We start from the raw sequence: 16,770 nt of genomic DNA, 5'->3' as shown, positions 1-16,770 counted from the left end.
AAAATAGGTGACTAAAGCCACAAAAGAAGCATGCAATTACACAAAGCGACACCAGAATCTTTGAAAATCTTCCAACTTTTTTCTAACATCTGACCCGAAACCATAATGATAAGAAAGTAGAGTCATGAAATTAGAAACTGTTGATTATCTGGCACCAGATGCTGCTGAGCAATTCGTACGCTCCCTTCGAGAGACAGGGTTTGGTGTACTTAAGAATCACCCGATACCACAGGAGTTGGTTGAGTCAATTTATGAAAACTGGTACCAGTTTTTTTGTAGCAATGAGAAAAATGACTATCAGTTTAACGTAGAAACTCAGGACGGTTATTTCCCACCCTCAGTGTCTGAAGTGGCAAAAGGGCATACAGTGAAAGACATCAAAGAGTACTTTCATGTCTACCCGTGGGGACAGATTCCACCAGCACTGAAAGAGCAGATTCTGGATTACTACCAGAGAGCTAACAGCTTCGCGCAGGAGCTATTGGGTTGGGTAGAAGCAAACGCACCGAAAGAGGTCAGCGAGAAATTCTCAATAGCGCTTTCAGAAATGATCAATGGTAGCGAGAAAACCCTGCTGAGGGTTTTGCACTACCCACCAATGACGGGTGAAGAAGAGCCGGGGGCGATACGAGCCGCCGCTCATGAAGATATCAACCTGTTAACTGTGTTGCCTGCGGCCAATGAACCGGGACTGCAGGTGTTAAGCAAAGAGGGAGACTGGCTGGATGTTCCGTGTGACTTCGGTAACCTGATCATCAACATTGGTGATATGCTACAAGAAGCAAGCGGGGGGTATTTCCCTTCGACGACGCACCGCGTGATCAATCCGACCGGTGAAAAACAGGAAAAGTCGCGAATTTCTTTACCACTTTTCCTGCATCCGAATCCAGAGGTCGTACTGTCGGAGCGTTATACAGCGGATAGTTATCTGATGGAGCGCCTGAAGGAGCTCGGCGTCATCTAATTTTTGCACAAGGTCAGCAATATGCTGACCTTTTTAACGCCCTACCATGTAATAGTGCTAATCTATTGAATAAGAGCTGGCTCAGAAACATGGAATGCTTAGTTGAGAGAAAACATTACCCAATCCCTTAATGCACGCCAACATACTGAAAACCCTTTACTTTGGTCTGTGTTGCAACAGGTCGAACACTTTCCGGGCGGTTTGAAAATCCATACACTTTCTTCGCGACTGGCTGAAGCTGGTTTGATGCCTGAGCTTGACACTCAACCCGAAAAAGCGCTCTTTAAACGTAATTTTTTGCTAATGAATGCCTTGTTTCAATTGCAGGAGTTGCTGATTCCTGAGAAATGGTTGCAAGTCGAAGCCATGGATATACGGTTATTCCCCTTTGATGCTTCCATGCATAGGGTTTCCAAAGCCGATCCTCTGAGAGAGTATTATCTCGACTGGACACATTATGAAGCGGAAAGTGGGGAGGTAAAGCGACTTCTGGAAGAGTTTTGGCAACGTTATCAACACTATGTAGGGGTGTCAAAGGTGACAATGTCACGCATTGCGGCGCTTAAGTGTTTTGAATTGGATGAGTGGGCAACGCAAAAGGAAGTGAGGCAAGCATGGCGGCGTCTGGCTTTGAAATGGCATCCCGACAGAGAGGGAGGAGACGCAGAGAAGTTTCGGCAGTATTGCGAGGCCTGGTCTTTGCTCAAACAAGAGTAGCGAGATAGACACCTCGCTACTCTGATTAAACGGTTAACGTGGCTGGCGCATTTTAGCGGTACGTAAGCGGTTTAGTGTCGCGAGTACGTCAACCAGTCTGGGTTTTGCCAGATCGCCAGAGTTTGGCATTGAGGCGCTCCAGTCCGCTGCCATAAGTTCAGACAGAGCTTTTGGCGGGTGAGTAGACCAACCCGGTTGTTGTGCTAACTGGAACAACAACCATCCTATCGCATTGAGCTCGGAATTGGATTCCAGTTGTTCAAGAGCCTGCACATCAATGAACTCTTTACCAAAGCGAAGGCTATTGCCGCCTTTCCCTGATACGCGGAACTTACCGTCAATCAACAACTGCTGCAGGTGTGCGCAATCGACGTGTCGAGGTGGAATAAGTTCCAGTGGTTTTTCACATTCGTTCTGACGCTCACTTGGATGTTGCAATATCACTTGTTTTGCTTTGCTTGTTACATCGAGAGCCTGATAATCGTGCATCTGGATAACCGTATCTGCTACATCGAGATAGTCACCGGAACCACCCATAACAATAATAGTGGAGATGTCCAGTTCGTCTCTCAACTGGCCTACACGGTCAACGAATGGTGTAATGGGCTCATCACCTTTTGATACCAATGCTTGCATACGTTCATCTCTGATCATGAAGTTGGTAGCCGATGTATCTTCGTCAATCATGATTGAGGTGGCACCTGCTTCAATCGACTCTTGAAGCCATGCAGCCTGAGATGTCGAGCCAGAAGCATCCTGAGTGCTGAAGTCACTGGTTTGCTTACCGAAAGGTAAGTGGTTGATGTAGTTGCTGAGGTTCAGATTGTGGATAGATCGGCCATCTTCTGCTTTGATCTTACACGCATCGTTTTCAGTCACGATACCCTCACGACCATCGCCCGGAATGTGATCATAGATAGCGCGCTCTAGCGCGTTGAGTAGAGTTGATTTTCCGTGGAAACCACCGCCAACGATCAAGGTCACCCCTTTAGGTATCCCCATACCCTTAATTTCGCCGTGATTTGGACGATTCAGTGTGACTTCCAGAGAGTCGGGTGATTGAAAAGTGACAGCGTTTTTCATCGGCAGGTCGCAGTTACCTGCCAGCCTAGGTAAAACACTACCGTTGGCAACAAAGGCAACAAGATTGTGTTCAGCGAGTTGTTGTCGAAGAGATACCTGATCTTCTATCACTTCACAGTGATGCTTTAGCGCTGCAATATCGAGTTCACGTTGCAGCGTACACTTACGGATGAATTTTGGTAAGTGGAAGGTAAGAATGTTACTCGCTTTTTTGGCCAGTATACTACGTCCTTCAGCTGGAAGGTTAATTCGGAATCTTAGCTCAATTCCGTGCTCATCGAAAACGACGGATGTTGAATCCATCACGGTTTGACCTGTTAACGAAATGGATACGCTGTTCTCTTGTTTTGCAAACAGGGCAAACTGACGCGCGATGTAATCTCTGGCTGCTATCTGATAGGCCGAAGACTGCTCTTTTAGCCATTCAAGCCCGGTGGGTGCCCAAGGTCTGAATGCGCGTACACGTGATGCTGCAGCATAGGGATCTGACTGAACATGGTCTATATGGAAATCAAAATCGGTAAAATCATAGCTACCTTTGATCTGTTGGTAGGCACGATAGTTTTGTTTTTCGATTTTCTTGAGTTTGGCTATCAATAGATCCATGTTGAATGTCTCGTATTTCAAAAGGTTGGTGCGCGATTATAGGAGTCCTATTGACGTGGGTAAAGCGTAAAACCGCAAAAGAGCCCCTTTAGCGAATTATGAACTGTTTTGGAGCCGGGTATTGCTTGGACAGTTGGGACTCAAAAATGTCTCTGGACATCGGTCTGGCATAAAAGTAGCCCTGGCCAATATCACATCGTTCATCGGCGACAAAGGCATGTTGCTCGGAAGTTTCAACACCTTCTACTACGATTTGCTTATCAAGTTTATTGGCGATATTGACGATGGAACGGAAGATCGCTCTATCTTGCGAGCTGTGCAGAATGTTTGCCAGAAATTCTTTATCTATCTTAATGGCATCAAAGGGCAGTTTCTTGAGATAGTTGAAGGAGGCATAACCGGTGCCGAAGTCATCAAGGGCAAATTTCACCCCCTGCTTTTTCAGGGTTTCGATGTTCCGTTTGGCAGTATCGAAGTTAGACACCAGACAGCTTTCTGTAAGTTCAAACTCTAGGTTGCTAGCGGGTAATTCGTTTTGTTTGAGTAGATTGGAGACTTTAGTTGCGAAATCTGGAGAGCAAATCTGCTTTGCCGAGACATTAACAGACAAGCAAAACTCAGGGGCAATCTCGATCCATTCTGACGCCCGGTCTATGGCATTGCGTAGCACGAAATATCCGACTTCTACAATCAGACCGTTTTGTTCTGCCATGTGAATTAGCGCTTCATTGGAAATATCGCCCAAAATGGGGTGTTTCCATCGTAACAAAACTTCGGCACCAACCCAGCGGTTGGTTTTCAGATCTACTTTAGGCTGGAAGTGCAAAATCAGATCATCGTTCCTTACCGCTTGAAGCAAATAATGTTCTAATTGATTAAATTCCTTTTGCTCTTGCTGGTCTGCTTGCGTAAATGTATTAACCAGTGAACCTGATTCTTTACATGCGATTGCAGCTTGAAAAGCGTAGTTAATCAGTTGCGAAGAGTTGTTGGTATGATAGGAGTTTGCCACACCCATGAATACATGCAGGTGCACCTCCTGACCATTGTGCATGAATCCCTGGCGGGCGACATGAGATAATTGATGACAGAGATCAGGAAGAAATTTTTCGTCCAGTGAGGGGACCGTGGTGGCCAAGGCAAGTTCGGTGGTCGAAATCCTGGCAATATGATGGATTGAGGAAGTACAGAGGTTCACTTGTTGTTCAAACTGCCTCAGCAATTGGTCAAATCCATCGCAGCCGATCCTTGCTTGTATTCGTTCACCGTTAGTTATCTGGATAAGGATAACGGAAATGTAGGCATCGCCTTCTACGATGGTATTACTGTTCAGTGAGACTGATAAGGCGTTTTCAAGGCCTGAACGGTTGAGCATCTTGGTGGCGATATCATGGCTTTGCTGGAAAAGCATTTGTTTTTCCAGCTTAGAATTTTCATTGCGAAGTTGTATAAGTTTCTGATCGAGTTGTTTAATTTCCCGTTCTTTGATCTTTAGTTGGTCTTTATAGCTCTTTTTCAACGTGTTTAACTCATTTTGCAGCATCTTTTGAATGAGCTGTGAATGAATTTCATGGGCCATTTGTATTAAAGATGGCCGAATGTTGTCGATGTTACGGTGAACCATAAATACGACGCCAATTCGTTCTCCGTGCGTACCTATTAGATCTGTGAGATCGATATTGTGTGTTTTCCGGTTGAAGGCAAATTCTTTCAACAGAGAGTGAAGAGCAACAGAAATTTCATTATCATCAGGAGCCACTGGAAGCATGACTGACAGTTTACAAGCAGGTGGAGAAGCCAGTTTGACATTGTTGTCGAAGTAGTCGAGCGTCATTTTATTAGCCGCAACAGAACACCATCCCAGCATCACATCAGAAGTCTTCTGATTGAGAGGGATTGGGAGTCGTTGTTGGATTTGCTGAATATCCTTATTTGTGAGGTATCCTAGAGGGGATAACACACCATCTTCACTCATATAATGTCACCACATCCTGTGGAATGCAGCGACGAGATTAAGCCGCTGCTAGTTTCAAGCTAATAGGATAAATTATATGTGCTAGATGAAAATAAGGTCCTCAAGTTGCACTTGAAGACCCTATTAATCGACGAATTCTCAAAAGTGAGAGTGGATGACCTGAATAGGTCGCGTCAAGGTTTCAGACGTTTTAGGGATTCAATGTCCGTTTCTTTCCCATAATCGACATCGTCGAAAGCAAAACCATTTAAGTTAAGGAAGGTTTGTTGGAAACCGTCGAAGTCCCCAACGTCTTTGAAATTATCCTTATTCATGTCGTTTAGCAGTTCACCGACTTTGTGCTGGACGCTTGGCTGCAACTCCCAGTCATCCATACGTATCAGTCGTTCACCGTCCAGTGGTATCTTATCTTGACCATACAGTTTGGTGGAGAACAGGCGCTGCATTTGTTCGATGCACTCCTCATGATTGCCTTGCTGTTTCATTGTTTTGTAAAGCGCGAGCAAATAAGGAGTCAGGCCAGGAATAAAAACACTGGCTTTGGTGACTAGTGCTTTACAGACCGTTGCGTATGCATTGCCGTTAAAGTTGGCTAGTTCCAGATTTAAAGCGTGGCTGGTTTGGTGTAGATCGACTTTCGCACGACCAAGAGTGCCATCAAGATAAATTGGATGGGTGACCTCGGGTCCGATATAAGAAAATGCGATAGTCTTAAATCCGTCAGCGATGGAGTCCGAGTTCACCAGGGTATCAATCCAGCTTTCCCAATCCTCGCCACCCATCACTTTGAGTGTACCTTCAATTTCTGACTCTGAGGCTGGTTCTAATGTAGTATCTTGCCAACTCTGAGTCTCAAGGTTAATGGTTGCACCGGAAACCGATTCACCGATGGGCTTGATAGCAGAGCGCCAGAACTCACCGTCCGGTTTTGGGCGTACTCCGGTTGCCAGGCTATAAATGACCAGATCAACTTCACCTTCGAAGTAAGTCTCTATAGCTTCTATAACTTGCTCACGAACTTCCTGGGAGAATGCGTCACCCACAATATTGACCGCGCGTCGGCCAGCTTGCTGGGCACGCTGTTTGAAATAGATATTGTTGTACCATCCTGCAGAGCCGATGCCTTTTTCCGAAGGGCCGCGCTCAAAAGAAACCCCAATGGTGTCTGCTTCTGCTCCACCAAAAGTCAGTGCAATTCTTGCGGCAAGTCCAAACCCTGATGACGCGCCCAGGATAAGAACACGTTTAGGGCCATTTTTGATCGGACTTGCTGATTTTACGTATTCGATTTGGTTATCGACCGCCTTCTTACAACCCTCAGGGTGGGCTGAGCGCGCGACGACACCGCTGATAATTGGTTCAATTATCATTATTTACAACCTATTTAAGACGATGATAAAAGACCACAATAGCGTAAAGTGTTGTAAATTATATTGAGCTAGGGCATCAAAAAGGTGAATCTGATGCCCGAAAGACAAGTTTAAAGGTGAGGTTGAAGGCTGTCGGCGACAAATTGAGCGATAAATGGTTGAGCTTCCGGTTTAGGGTGCAGTCCATCTTCCATCATCCACTCTGGTTTAACGATGACCTGCTCAAGGAAAAACGGAATGAGAGGCGTGTCGGTTTCTTCAGCCAATGACGGATAGATGGCTTCAAACAAAGCGGTATAGCGTTTTCCATAGTTAGGTGGAATTCGTATCTGCATCAATAGCACTTTGGCTCCTGACTGTTGGCTCATTTGGATGAGTGTCGCCAGGTTCTTCTTAACGATATTGGGTTGAAAACCACGTAAGCCGTCATTTGCACCTAGTTCGATAAGTACATAGTCTGGATTGTGCTCGGCCAGAAGACCGGGTAACTTGGCTAGACCATTGCCAGTGGTATCGCCGGAGACGCTGCCATTGATGACTTGATACGATTGCTCGTCACTAGAGAGGGCATCCGATAACATTGAGGGCCAACTTTGATCCACCCTCATGTTGTATCCTGCACTTAAGCTGTCTCCGAGAATAAGTAACGATGCCGCCTTTAATTGGAAAGGGGTCAGGGAAATTACAATTATAAACAAGAAGGAAAGTTGCCGAATCATGAGTTCTTCCATAATCAAAGCTGAATCTGTAACCAAAGTAGTGTCTACGAAAACAGAGCATTTAACAATCCTTGAGAATGTAAATCTGTCGATCGAAGAGGGTGAGAGTATTGCGATTGTTGGTACTTCTGGAGCAGGTAAGTCGACTTTAATGACTTTACTGGCTGGATTGGATGTACCCACAGAGGGAGAAATTCAACTTTTGAGCCATCCCATTTCACATTTGGATGATGAAACCAGAGCGCAAATTCGCAGCGAAAATCTCGGTTTTGTGTTCCAAAGTTTTTTATTGATTCCCAGTTTAACGGCGTTGGGTAATGTCACATTGCCATGTTTGCTTAAAGGGGAGCAGGAAGATGAGGCCAGAGCCAAAGCACTGTTGGAGGCAGTAGGTTTGGAGCATCGTATGGATCATTTGCCGTCTCAACTGTCTGGCGGTGAGCAACAACGTGTTGCTATTGCCCGAGCATTTATGACCAGTCCTAAAATTCTTTTTGCTGACGAGCCGACAGGGAACCTGGACCAGAACACCGCTCACAAGATTATCGAATTGCTATTTGACTTAAACCGGAAGCACGGAACAACGTTGGTTCTGGTTACTCATGATCAGACTCTGGCTGAGCGCTGTGACCGCATTTTTCACATGAGCGCTGGTAAGTTAGAACAGGAGTGACCAATGAAGCATCAAGGACTGAATACACGACTGATGCGCTGGAGTGTCGATGAAATTCGACAGGGCCAGCTCTGGCCAATAGCGATATCTCTCACGTTGATCATCGCTTGTATCTTCGGTTTGGCTGCGTTGGCCGAACGCATGGAGCAGGTAATTGTTAAACAAGGGAAGGACGCTCTGACAGCGGATACAGTCTATATCTCTGCTAACCCGATTTCTGAGCGCAACTTATCTTACATTGACGGTGCAGGACTGGACACGTCTTATTATACCCGCTTTGCCACGATGGCATTCAGTGATGAAGGCATGCAGTTGATTACGGTGAAAGCGGTGGACGGTAGATTTCCGTTAAGAGGGCAGCTTACTTTAGGTTCAAGTCAGGGAAACAGATACGAGGTACAGCCTGGCGAGTTGTGGCTGGATACGAGAATAGCAGAGCAGTTAAACGTAACGGAGGGTGACGTTGTCACTGTTGGTGACGCCGATCTGTTGGTCAGTGGTGTGATACTGGAGGAACCTGGTATCAGTTTCAATCCTTTCCAGCAGATGCCCACTGCATATATTCATCAGGACTCCGTCTCCCAAACCGGTGCAATTCAACTTGGCAGTCGGGTACAGTTCAGAGCCTATCTGGTGGGAGATGAAGGGCGAATCAATCAGTTGAAAGAAAAAATCGAACTGACGCCAAGTGATCGCTGGCGCGATCAAAGTTCCGGCAGCAGAACGAACGACATTTTTGATCGTACCACTCAATACCTCTCTTTGACTGTTGCCATTATCATTATTATGGCGGCTACAACCCTGGTTTTAACCTGCCAAAACTATGTGCAGAGTCGTCGCCAGACGGTCGCTATGCTGAAGAGCTTAGGGGCCAGCAAACATTGGTTAATTCGTTGGCTATCGATCCAAACTCTATTTTTGGTCACGTTGGCTATCGTAGCCGGGCTTGTTTTGGGTATGGCATTGGAATCTCTGCTGCGAGTTCCGTTGACCGACTTGCTTCCTGAACCGTTACCAGGTTATGGCGTTCGGCCTGCGGTTTTAGCTGTGATGTCGAGTCTGCTCATCGGTATTCCGGCACTGGGTATCCCACTCTATAAACTGATATCGGTATCGTCAGTGGAGGTGTTGCAAAGTGTTGATGAAAAACGTGGTGGGTGGATCCACCTGCTGGTATTGGTGCCGATTGTACCTCTTCTAATTGCCTATCGAGATAACCAGCTGGTCTGGATAGTCTTAGTTGGGATTGTAGGATTGTTTCTGGTTTTGGGTGCGATCAGCGTCGTGTTTACTTATCTACTGTCCAAGCTGTCATTACCTGTGTCGATGAAACTGGCGGTAAGTCGCATCAACCGCAGTAAACGTCATACCGGGCTGCAATATGGCGCATTGGGTCTGTCTCTTATGCTCCTGACCACCATATGGCTGGTTCGCAGTGATCTTCTTAGCGACTGGCAGCGCACATTACCCCCCGATGCGCCAAACGCGTTTGCACTTAACATTGCGGAGTATGAAAAACAGGCTTACCTTGAGGTCCTCGATAGCAATGGTATTCAACGCTCTCAGGCGTTCCCCATTTCCAGAGGGCGTTTGACAGAAATCAACGGTGAAGACGCGCAGTTACGCCAGAAACCCGGGGTAGAGCAAGAAGATGCACTGAGCCGTGAATTGAATTTCACTTATGCGTCTGCACTGCCTACCTACAACGATGTACTTTCAGGGGAGTGGACTGAGAGCAACGGTGTATCGGTAGAGAAAGATGTGGCGGACAATCTCAATTTGCAGATAGGCGATGTGCTCGGTTTTACCATCAATGGTCAACAGATTTCAGCTAAGGTGAACTCTATTCGATTTGTCGAGTGGCGTGATATGAAACCTAACTTCTATTTTATCTTTACTCCGGATGTACTTGAGAAGATACCCAGTGCGTGGCTAGTCAGCTTTAGGTTAGAAGACAAAGACAATACCTTAATAGGGGAGTTGTCGAGAAATCATCCAACAGTTAGCTTAATGGATATTCGTCTGATGGGGGAAAAGATTCAGAGCCTCCTGAGTCAGATAGTCTGGTCGATCACGGTTCTGGCTGCGTTAGGTGTACTGGCGGGTGTACTGCTGATCTTTACTTTACTCAGGCTCAGTCTGTCTCAACGGCAAGCCGAGATTCGTTTGTATCGTACACTGGGTGCCAGTCGTAAGCGGATTGTACAAACGATATGGGCAGAGTATGGAATAATGGCGATCACTGCGGGTGTGGTGGCGACCTTAGGAGCTGAAATGGTTGTAGGTTCTATTATGACATTTGGTTTCGAGTTGCCCTGGAGCTGGCATTTATCCACTTGGCTCGCGGTTCCGGCAATCGCTTTCGTTACGCTGGCCATGGTTCTATTTTCATTGATTCGACAAATGCTTACTACCAGCCAGAAGCAGTTTGCTTAATACTTAGCCACCGATTTTGATGAGTTATCCACAAAATCGGTGGATAAAGTCTTGGATAACTCGATAGTAATTTCAACAACAAAAAACTGTAACCGTTGATTTATCGGTGATATGGCGTAATTCGTTACTTTTTAACAGCCGAATCAAGTTATTCACCGAATATCTGTCAAGAAAAAACATCACAAAAATAGTGATTTTTTTTGGTCATTCATACGGTTAGAATTAGGCATCTTTATTACCCCAGTAACTGAGTGATGAACAGAGATTTTGCGGTGGCAACCAGCGGTAAAAGAGTTGCAATTATTGGAGGCGGTGTCGCGGGGTCGACAGTTGCTCTCTATCTGGCTCAGAAGGGACTTATTGTTTCGCTATTTGAAAAGAATGCCAATCTGGTCAGTGGCCCACCGATTTGTCACCTTCATGCTGGTGGCAATTTGTACCGAGAACTCTCTCAACAGCAATGTACGGATTTACTCCATCAATCTATCGAGTTCGTGAACTTTTTTCCTTCGACGATTAATAAACGCCCAACGGTCATCGCTGTACCACAACACGACTCTGGTTCTCCCAAAGCATTATTGCCAAGACTGGAACTTCTTAGGGAAAGTTATCACGCTTTGGTTGCCAGAGATGCTAAGAATGCAGTTTTGGGGAACCCTGAAGATTACTTTCATGGCTTTGATTATCATCAGCTTAAAGAACTGGCTAAACGGCAGGCTCCAAAGAAACCAGAATCGATAGAGGACTGGTTGATTCCGTTTGCTAAGCATACCGACCTGGAAAAACTCAAATATCCGGTTTATGTCGTGCAGGAATATGGCCTGAGCTTGTTTCGTGTGGCAGCTTCTGTCGAACTTGCAGCGCAACAATTGGATAATTTGGCTATTTACACCGGTCAACCTGTCAAATCTGTTAAACGACGAGAAAATGGCTTTACGTTGGCGCTTTCTGGGGGAAGAGCCGAGGATTTTGACTATGTGATTAATGCGTGTGGGTTCAGGACTGGCACGATTGACGATCAGTTACACTTCTCGCGCCAGCGGATGGTGGAGTTTAAAGCAGCATACGTGACTAAATGGACGGCTCATCAAACTGAAAAGTGGCCTGAGGTGATTTTTCATGGTCAAAGAGGGACACCACAAGGAATGGCTCAGTTAACGCCATACCCTAACGGCTTTTTTCAGTTACACGGAATGACCAATGAGATCACTTTATTTAATCAGGGATTGGTCAGATCCAGCGCCGACAGCGCCCAGCCTAGATTACCCACAAAGCTAGCCAATAAAATTGATAAGGGTTGGTCAGTTGAAGTACAGACTCAACGCTCAAACAGAGCAATAGAACATTTGTCTCAGTACATCCCTGCTTTTTGTAGTGCAGAACCTGCTGGAACACCATTGTATGGTGCACAACAGATTCCAGGGGATGATCCGAGCTTAAGAGCTGCGGATGTCAGTTTTGAGGGGGAAAATTACGCTAGACTTGAGATAGTAAAAGCATCATCTGCGCTGTTGGCGGCAAAAAATATTAATCACGCCTGGTTTGGATTGGATGGCGAAGGTGACGGAAATGACTCGTGGGGCCAAAGTGCGGAATCTATCGAGAAACGAGCCAGGCAAATTGCTCTGGAGCGGGGATACCCAGAGGCGCTTGCTATTGCTTATTAATCGGGCGCTTAAGAGTAAACGTGGATAAATCTTAGCTTTCAGTATCGCAATTATTAACCGATTGCATATAATCCTTTGTAGAAAAACAAGGAGTTAGTAAATGAATGTGTTAGTAACAGGTGGTGCAGGTTATATTGGCAGCCACACTTGCGTACAGTTGATTAACGCGGGAATGACACCCGTTATCTTCGATAACCTATATAATGCGAAATCGGCAGTACTTGAGCGTATCGAGAAAGTCACGGGTAAGCGTCCGGTCTTTATCAAAGGTGACGTGCGAGACAAGGCTCAGCTTATCAATGCGTTAAAGCAACATCAAATTACTTCAGTTATTCATTTTGCGGGCCTGAAAGCGGTTGGCGAATCGGTTGAAAAACCGCTGGAGTACTATGATAACAATGTAAATGGCACACTAGTTCTTGTGGATGCGATGAGAGAAGTAGGTGTGAAGCATCTGGTATTTAGCTCATCTGCCACCGTCTACGGTGACCCTGCGTCAGTCCCGATTACTGAATCTTTTCCTACCAGTGCGACAAATCCGTATGGTCGCAGTAAGTTAATGGTTGAGGAGTGCCTGACCGACTTCCATAAAGCCAATCCCGACTGGACAATTACTCTACTGCGCTATTTCAACCCGGTGGGCTCTCACCCGAGTGGAGAAATGGGAGAAGATCCGCAGGGGATTCCGAATAACCTGATGCCATTTGTGTCTCAGGTAGCCGTGGGACGTCGTGAGTTCTTATCAGTATTTGGTAATGACTATCCGACTCATGATGGCACAGGTGTTCGCGATTATATCCATGTGATGGACTTGGCAGATGGTCATATCGCTGCGTTAAAAACCTTGTCCGGCAATGCAGGACTGCATATTTACAACCTTGGTACCGGAAACGGGTCAAGTGTACTGGATATGGTTAAAGCGTTTGAAGCGGCAAGTGGTCAACCTGTACCGTATAAAATCGTATCACGCAGGCCTGGTGATATTGCAGAGTGTTGGGCTGACCCAAGCAAAGCCAATCAGGAGTTGAATTGGAAAGCGACACGGACATTGCAAGACATGACGGCTGATGGTTGGAAGTGGCAATCTCAAAACCCGAACGGCTATCCGGAATAAAGGTTTTTTAACATTTAACCCGATTTTTTAACCAAAAGGCGCAAAAAGCGCCTTTTTTTGATCTATGTCTCCTTATGGCGTGAATAAAAAGTATTATCTTGTTGAATATTTGATAAAATGGGTACAGCACTTAATTCTATTCGTAAAATTACTTTTTGATATAAGGGGAACTCAATGGAGTTAGCACTCATCATTACTTTCGTTGTAGCGGCCGTAGTAATGGTTAAGAAAGAAATGGCGAACAAATAATTTCTCATTCTAACATTTTTGTTACATACCTTTTAATAGAATGAAATTATTAACAAAAACCGGCTTAGGCCGGTTTTTTTATATCTAAAATCTGCATAAATAACGACAAAGAAAAGTTGTCGTTAAGATCAATAACATTCGTTTTCTTTTTATTGTCTAAACTCTTAAGGTGCACGCTCTTTCCGGTCGTCCGATACCGGTCATTATCACCCATAGATCAAATTACCTAATTAAGAGGATACTGCCATGCGCATTGCGATTCTATCTCGCAACGAAAACTTGTACTCAACTCGCCGCCTGAAAGAAGCAGGGGAAGCGAGGGGACATCAAGTCGATATCATAGATACGCTGCATTGCTATATGGATATCACAAGCAGTAACTCTAAGGTCCGATATATGGGAGAAGAGTTGCCGCAATACGATGCGGTGATTCCACGAATTGGTTCATCTATTACTTTCTACGGTACCGCTGTGGTTCGTCAGTTTGAAATGATGGGAACATTTTGCGTCAACGAATCAGTGGCGATCAGCCGCTCTCGTGACAAACTGCGTTCGCTACAGTTGCTGTCACGCAAAGGTATTGGTTTGCCAAGAACAGGCTTTGCAAGTAAGCCAGATGACATCCCGGATTTGATTAAAAATGTGGGTGGCGCGCCTTTGGTGATCAAGCTTCTCGAAGGGACACAAGGTATTGGTGTCGTATTGGCTGAGACCAATAAAGCGGCTGAGAGTGTTATTGAAGCATTCATGGGATTAAAAGCGAACATTCTCGTCCAGGAGTTCATCGAAGAAGCGAACGGTGCTGATATTCGTTGTTTCGTAGTTGGCGGGAAAGTGATTGCCGCGATGAAACGTCAGGCAGCGGAAGGGGAATTTCGTTCCAATTTACACCGAGGTGGCACAGCTCAATTGGTCAGGTTGTCTAAAGCAGAGAGAGCCACTGCGGTCAATGCGGCTAAAGCGATGGGGCTCAACCTGTGTGGTGTCGACATCCTTCAGTCAAAAAATGGCCCTGTAGTCATGGAAGTGAATTCTTCACCAGGTCTGGAAGGTATTGAAAACGCAACAGGAAAAGATGTGGCGGATCTTATCTACTCGTTTATTGAGAAGAACGCTAAGCCACACAACAATAAAACCAAAGGACGTGGATAAATGGCAAAAGAGCTGGTCATAGCGGGCGTAGAGATACGCCCGGGAGAGCGTAAAGACATCAATATACCAGTAGCGAAGCTTTATACAGATGCTGAAGTATCAATACCAGTGCAGGTCGTCAGATCAAAGAAAGAGGGGCCGGTGGTTTTCGTCAGTGCCGCTGTACATGGTGATGAGCTTAACGGTATAGAAATCATCAGCCGACTCATTGGAGAGCACCTTAAATTGCAAAAGGGAACGTTGATTTACGTTCCTATGGTGAACGTGTATGGAGTGCTGAACCAGAGCCGCTATATGCCGGATCGCCGAGACTTAAACCGATGTTTCCCGGGGTCAAAAAAAGGTTCATTAGCCGGTCGCCTCGCACATACATTTCTGAAAAGCATCGTGTCACATTGCGATTACGGTATTGATTTACATACAGGCGCAATACACCGCTCGAATTTGCCCCAAATCCGAGCTAATTTAGAAGACGAAGAGACAAAGCGACTCGCTGAAGCTTTTGCGGTTCCTGTGTTGCTCAATGCGAACATTCGTGATGGGTCGTTACGTGAAGCTGCGGTCAACAATGGGACACGAGTGCTATTGTATGAAGCAGGCGAAGCACTGCGTTTTGATGAGCTGTCGATTCAGACCGGCGTAAAAGGTGTGATTCGTGTTCTGAAAGCGCTGGGAATGATCCGCAAACGCGTATCGAAGGCAAAAACAGAACCTTTTATCGCCAACCGTAGTGACTGGACTCGTGCTGATGCAAGCGGTTTCGTAAAAGAGTATGTGCAGTTGGGTGCCATGGTTGAAAAAGGTGACATTCTTGCAGATATCAATGGTCCATTGGGTAACAATATCAGCCATGTAACCTCAAACCGAGCGGGGATCATCATTGGCAAGCAGAACATTCCTTTAGTACAGGAAGGGGAAGCTATGTATCACATTGCGTATTTTGGAGACAGCGCAGAAGAGGTATTTGAACACATCGAAATCATGCAAGAGTCGATTGTTCCTGTTGAGCCGAGTATTTAAGACTATGCCAAATACATATAACGACAGAATGATCATTGGCAATCTGGAAGTATGTAGTCTTCCGGAGTTGGGCATCTTCGATCTGGAAGTTCGTATTGATACTGGGGCAAAGACTTCATCGCTGCACGTTGATAACCTGAAGCGTGTGAAGAGAGATGGCCGATTGTTTGTTCAGTATGATCTTCATCCGGATATTTATCACTTGGACGAAATCGTGCATTGTGAATCTCTGATACACGACTCACGACGTATTAAGTCATCGAACGGTGATTCTGAGCAGCGTTGTGTGATTCAAACCTTGTTCAGGCTAGGTGATAGAGAGTGGCCTATCGAAATAACCCTTAGCAATCGTCAGGACATGTCATATATGATGTTGTTGGGACGAGAAGCGATGGCTGATAAGGTTTACGTTGACCCAAGCCGAGCTTTCCTCATTGATTGATCGTCTTGAATGTATTCGTCAAAAAGCCGCTTTCGAGCGGCTTTTTTTATGTTGGGGAACGACAAAAAAAGTAGAGCACTAGGCTCTACTTTGACGTTTAGGAAGAAAGAACATAATACTTATGCTGGCTCTATAACATCGTCGTTATCTATCTCATAGTCATAGTCTTTCGAAGTGTCGTTGAACTTGGACTTACTATTTAAAGTGTGAAACGTTCGTCTTCCGCGCGCTAAGCGAACGTATTTAAGCCAGGTATGTTCTAACTTAGATTTCGCTTTGCTCGGATTCGTTATCACTTTAGTGAAGTGTTTCTCTTCGGCGTTCTCCGGTGTGATGTCTCCGCGCTCTAGCGCAAGCATGGTTTCACCGTAGGTTACCAAGATATCTTCTTCTAAAAGTGTAAAATCTCCCGATTTTGCAAAACCGCGTGGAAACTTCGCTGCATCATAAAAACGTTTCTTGCCGTGGCGAAATTGAGTTTCAGTCATAGAGACCTCAAAGCAAATAGGTAGTAAAGCAAGGTAATTCAGGTGACTTAGCAACAATCGAATGAAAGTCGTTAAACCGTAGAATCCCGTGTTGG

13 protein-coding genes and 1 pseudogene are annotated in these 16,770 nt (G+C 45.6%); 9 read left to right on the top strand and 5 right to left on the bottom strand.

Translation table 11 applies throughout. The features are described 5' to 3' along the window. Positions 1-124 precede the first annotated feature (124 nt). Together C4S60_RS08130 and C4S60_RS08125 are read left to right on the top strand one after the other, a co-directional pair. On the top strand, positions 125-964 hold the full coding sequence (locus C4S60_RS08130) for an isopenicillin N synthase family dioxygenase (protein WP_103879845.1): 840 nt from the start codon (positions 125-127) through the stop codon (positions 962-964). Between the two features lie 102 nt (positions 965-1,066). Next, a complete protein-coding gene (locus C4S60_RS08125; RefSeq protein ID WP_103879844.1) occupies positions 1,067-1,681 on the top strand; it encodes a DNA-J related domain-containing protein in 615 nt (204 codons plus the stop codon). Positions 1,682-1,714: 33 nt separating this feature from the next. Here the strand turns inward: C4S60_RS08125 and C4S60_RS08120 are convergent, their stop codons facing one another. The 4 genes from C4S60_RS08120 to C4S60_RS08105 all read right to left on the bottom strand — a co-directional run bounded on the left by C4S60_RS08120 (position 1,715) and on the right by C4S60_RS08105 (position 7,434). After that, positions 1,715-3,370 carry an ABC-ATPase domain-containing protein gene (locus C4S60_RS08120; protein ID WP_103879843.1) on the bottom strand — a complete coding sequence of 552 codons (1,656 nt, stop codon included), beginning with the start codon at positions 3,368-3,370 and terminating at the stop codon, positions 1,715-1,717. An 88-nt stretch (positions 3,371-3,458) separates the two neighbouring features. Continuing rightward, positions 3,459-5,345, bottom strand: coding sequence for a putative bifunctional diguanylate cyclase/phosphodiesterase (locus C4S60_RS08115; protein WP_103879842.1), 1,887 nt, complete (start codon positions 5,343-5,345; stop codon positions 3,459-3,461). A gap of 173 nt (positions 5,346-5,518) precedes the next feature. Further along, on the bottom strand, positions 5,519-6,715 hold the full coding sequence (gene fabV / locus C4S60_RS08110) for an enoyl-ACP reductase FabV (protein WP_103879841.1): 1,197 nt from the start codon (positions 6,713-6,715) through the stop codon (positions 5,519-5,521). Between the two features lie 110 nt (positions 6,716-6,825). Further along, positions 6,826-7,434 carry an arylesterase gene (locus C4S60_RS08105; protein WP_103879840.1) on the bottom strand — a complete coding sequence of 203 codons (609 nt, stop codon included), beginning with the start codon at positions 7,432-7,434 and terminating at the stop codon, positions 6,826-6,828. Between the two features lie 100 nt (positions 7,435-7,534). Between C4S60_RS08105 and C4S60_RS08100 the strand changes: the two are divergent. The 7 genes and pseudogenes from C4S60_RS08100 to C4S60_RS08070 form a co-directional block, all read left to right on the top strand. Further along, positions 7,535-8,107: pseudogene (locus C4S60_RS08100) on the top strand (ABC transporter ATP-binding protein); the annotation flags it as partial. 3 nt (positions 8,108-8,110) lie between these two features. Next, entirely contained in the window at positions 8,111-10,543 is a 2,433-nt protein-coding gene (locus tag C4S60_RS08095) for an ABC transporter permease (protein ID WP_103879838.1), read from the top strand. A 254-nt stretch (positions 10,544-10,797) separates the two neighbouring features. Continuing rightward, on the top strand, positions 10,798-12,210 hold the full coding sequence (locus C4S60_RS08090) for an FAD-dependent oxidoreductase (RefSeq protein ID WP_103879837.1): 1,413 nt from the start codon (positions 10,798-10,800) through the stop codon (positions 12,208-12,210). 100 nt (positions 12,211-12,310) lie between these two features. Further along, positions 12,311-13,324: a UDP-glucose 4-epimerase GalE gene (gene galE, locus C4S60_RS08085; protein WP_103879836.1), complete on the top strand. Its 1,014-nt coding sequence runs from the start codon at positions 12,311-12,313 to the stop codon at positions 13,322-13,324. 495 nt (positions 13,325-13,819) lie between these two features. Further along, the gene (gene rimK, locus C4S60_RS08080; RefSeq protein WP_103879835.1) at positions 13,820-14,725 is read left to right on the top strand and encodes a 30S ribosomal protein S6--L-glutamate ligase; all 906 of its coding nucleotides are present in this window, start codon (positions 13,820-13,822) and stop codon (positions 14,723-14,725) included. Then, positions 14,726-15,745, top strand: coding sequence for a succinylglutamate desuccinylase/aspartoacylase family protein (locus C4S60_RS08075; RefSeq protein ID WP_103879834.1), 1,020 nt, complete (start codon positions 14,726-14,728; stop codon positions 15,743-15,745). It abuts the gene before it with no gap. A 4-nt stretch (positions 15,746-15,749) separates the two neighbouring features. Then, the gene (locus tag C4S60_RS08070) at positions 15,750-16,187 is read left to right on the top strand and encodes an ATP-dependent zinc protease family protein (RefSeq protein ID WP_103879833.1); all 438 of its coding nucleotides are present in this window, start codon (positions 15,750-15,752) and stop codon (positions 16,185-16,187) included. A gap of 119 nt (positions 16,188-16,306) precedes the next feature. Here the strand turns inward: C4S60_RS08070 and C4S60_RS08065 are convergent, their stop codons facing one another. Next, on the bottom strand, positions 16,307-16,675 hold the full coding sequence (locus C4S60_RS08065) for a MaoP family protein (protein WP_103879832.1): 369 nt from the start codon (positions 16,673-16,675) through the stop codon (positions 16,307-16,309). Positions 16,676-16,770: the final 95 nt, after the last annotated feature.

This window comes from Vibrio hangzhouensis (genome assembly GCF_900107935.1).
Lineage (GTDB): Bacteria > Pseudomonadota > Gammaproteobacteria > Enterobacterales > Vibrionaceae > Vibrio > Vibrio hangzhouensis.
The sequence above is the reverse complement of the archived record's forward strand: the minus strand, read 5'-3'. Positions and strand labels throughout refer to the sequence as shown.

Bases quoted from the DNA above. Each gene is read 5' to 3' on its own strand.
- C4S60_RS08115 (WP_103879842.1), bottom strand. From the start codon at position 5,345: ATGAGTGAAGATGGTGTGTTATCCCCTCTAGGATACCTCACAAATAAG.
- C4S60_RS08095 (WP_103879838.1), top strand. From the start codon at position 8,111: ATGAAGCATCAAGGACTGAATACACGACTGATGCGCTGGAGTGTCGAT.
- C4S60_RS08105 (WP_103879840.1), bottom strand. From the start codon at position 7,434: ATGATTCGGCAACTTTCCTTCTTGTTTATAATTGTAATTTCCCTGACC.
- C4S60_RS08065 (WP_103879832.1), bottom strand. From the start codon at position 16,675: ATGACTGAAACTCAATTTCGCCACGGCAAGAAACGTTTTTATGATGCA.
- fabV (WP_103879841.1), bottom strand. From the start codon at position 6,715: ATGATAATTGAACCAATTATCAGCGGTGTCGTCGCGCGCTCAGCCCAC.
- C4S60_RS08120 (WP_103879843.1), bottom strand. From the start codon at position 3,370: ATGGATCTATTGATAGCCAAACTCAAGAAAATCGAAAAACAAAACTAT.
- C4S60_RS08075 (WP_103879834.1), top strand. From the start codon at position 14,726: ATGGCAAAAGAGCTGGTCATAGCGGGCGTAGAGATACGCCCGGGAGAG.
- C4S60_RS08070 (WP_103879833.1), top strand. From the start codon at position 15,750: ATGCCAAATACATATAACGACAGAATGATCATTGGCAATCTGGAAGTA.
- C4S60_RS08090 (WP_103879837.1), top strand. From the start codon at position 10,798: ATGAACAGAGATTTTGCGGTGGCAACCAGCGGTAAAAGAGTTGCAATT.
- rimK (WP_103879835.1), top strand. From the start codon at position 13,820: ATGCGCATTGCGATTCTATCTCGCAACGAAAACTTGTACTCAACTCGC.
- galE (WP_103879836.1), top strand. From the start codon at position 12,311: ATGAATGTGTTAGTAACAGGTGGTGCAGGTTATATTGGCAGCCACACT.
- C4S60_RS08130 (WP_103879845.1), top strand. From the start codon at position 125: ATGAAATTAGAAACTGTTGATTATCTGGCACCAGATGCTGCTGAGCAA.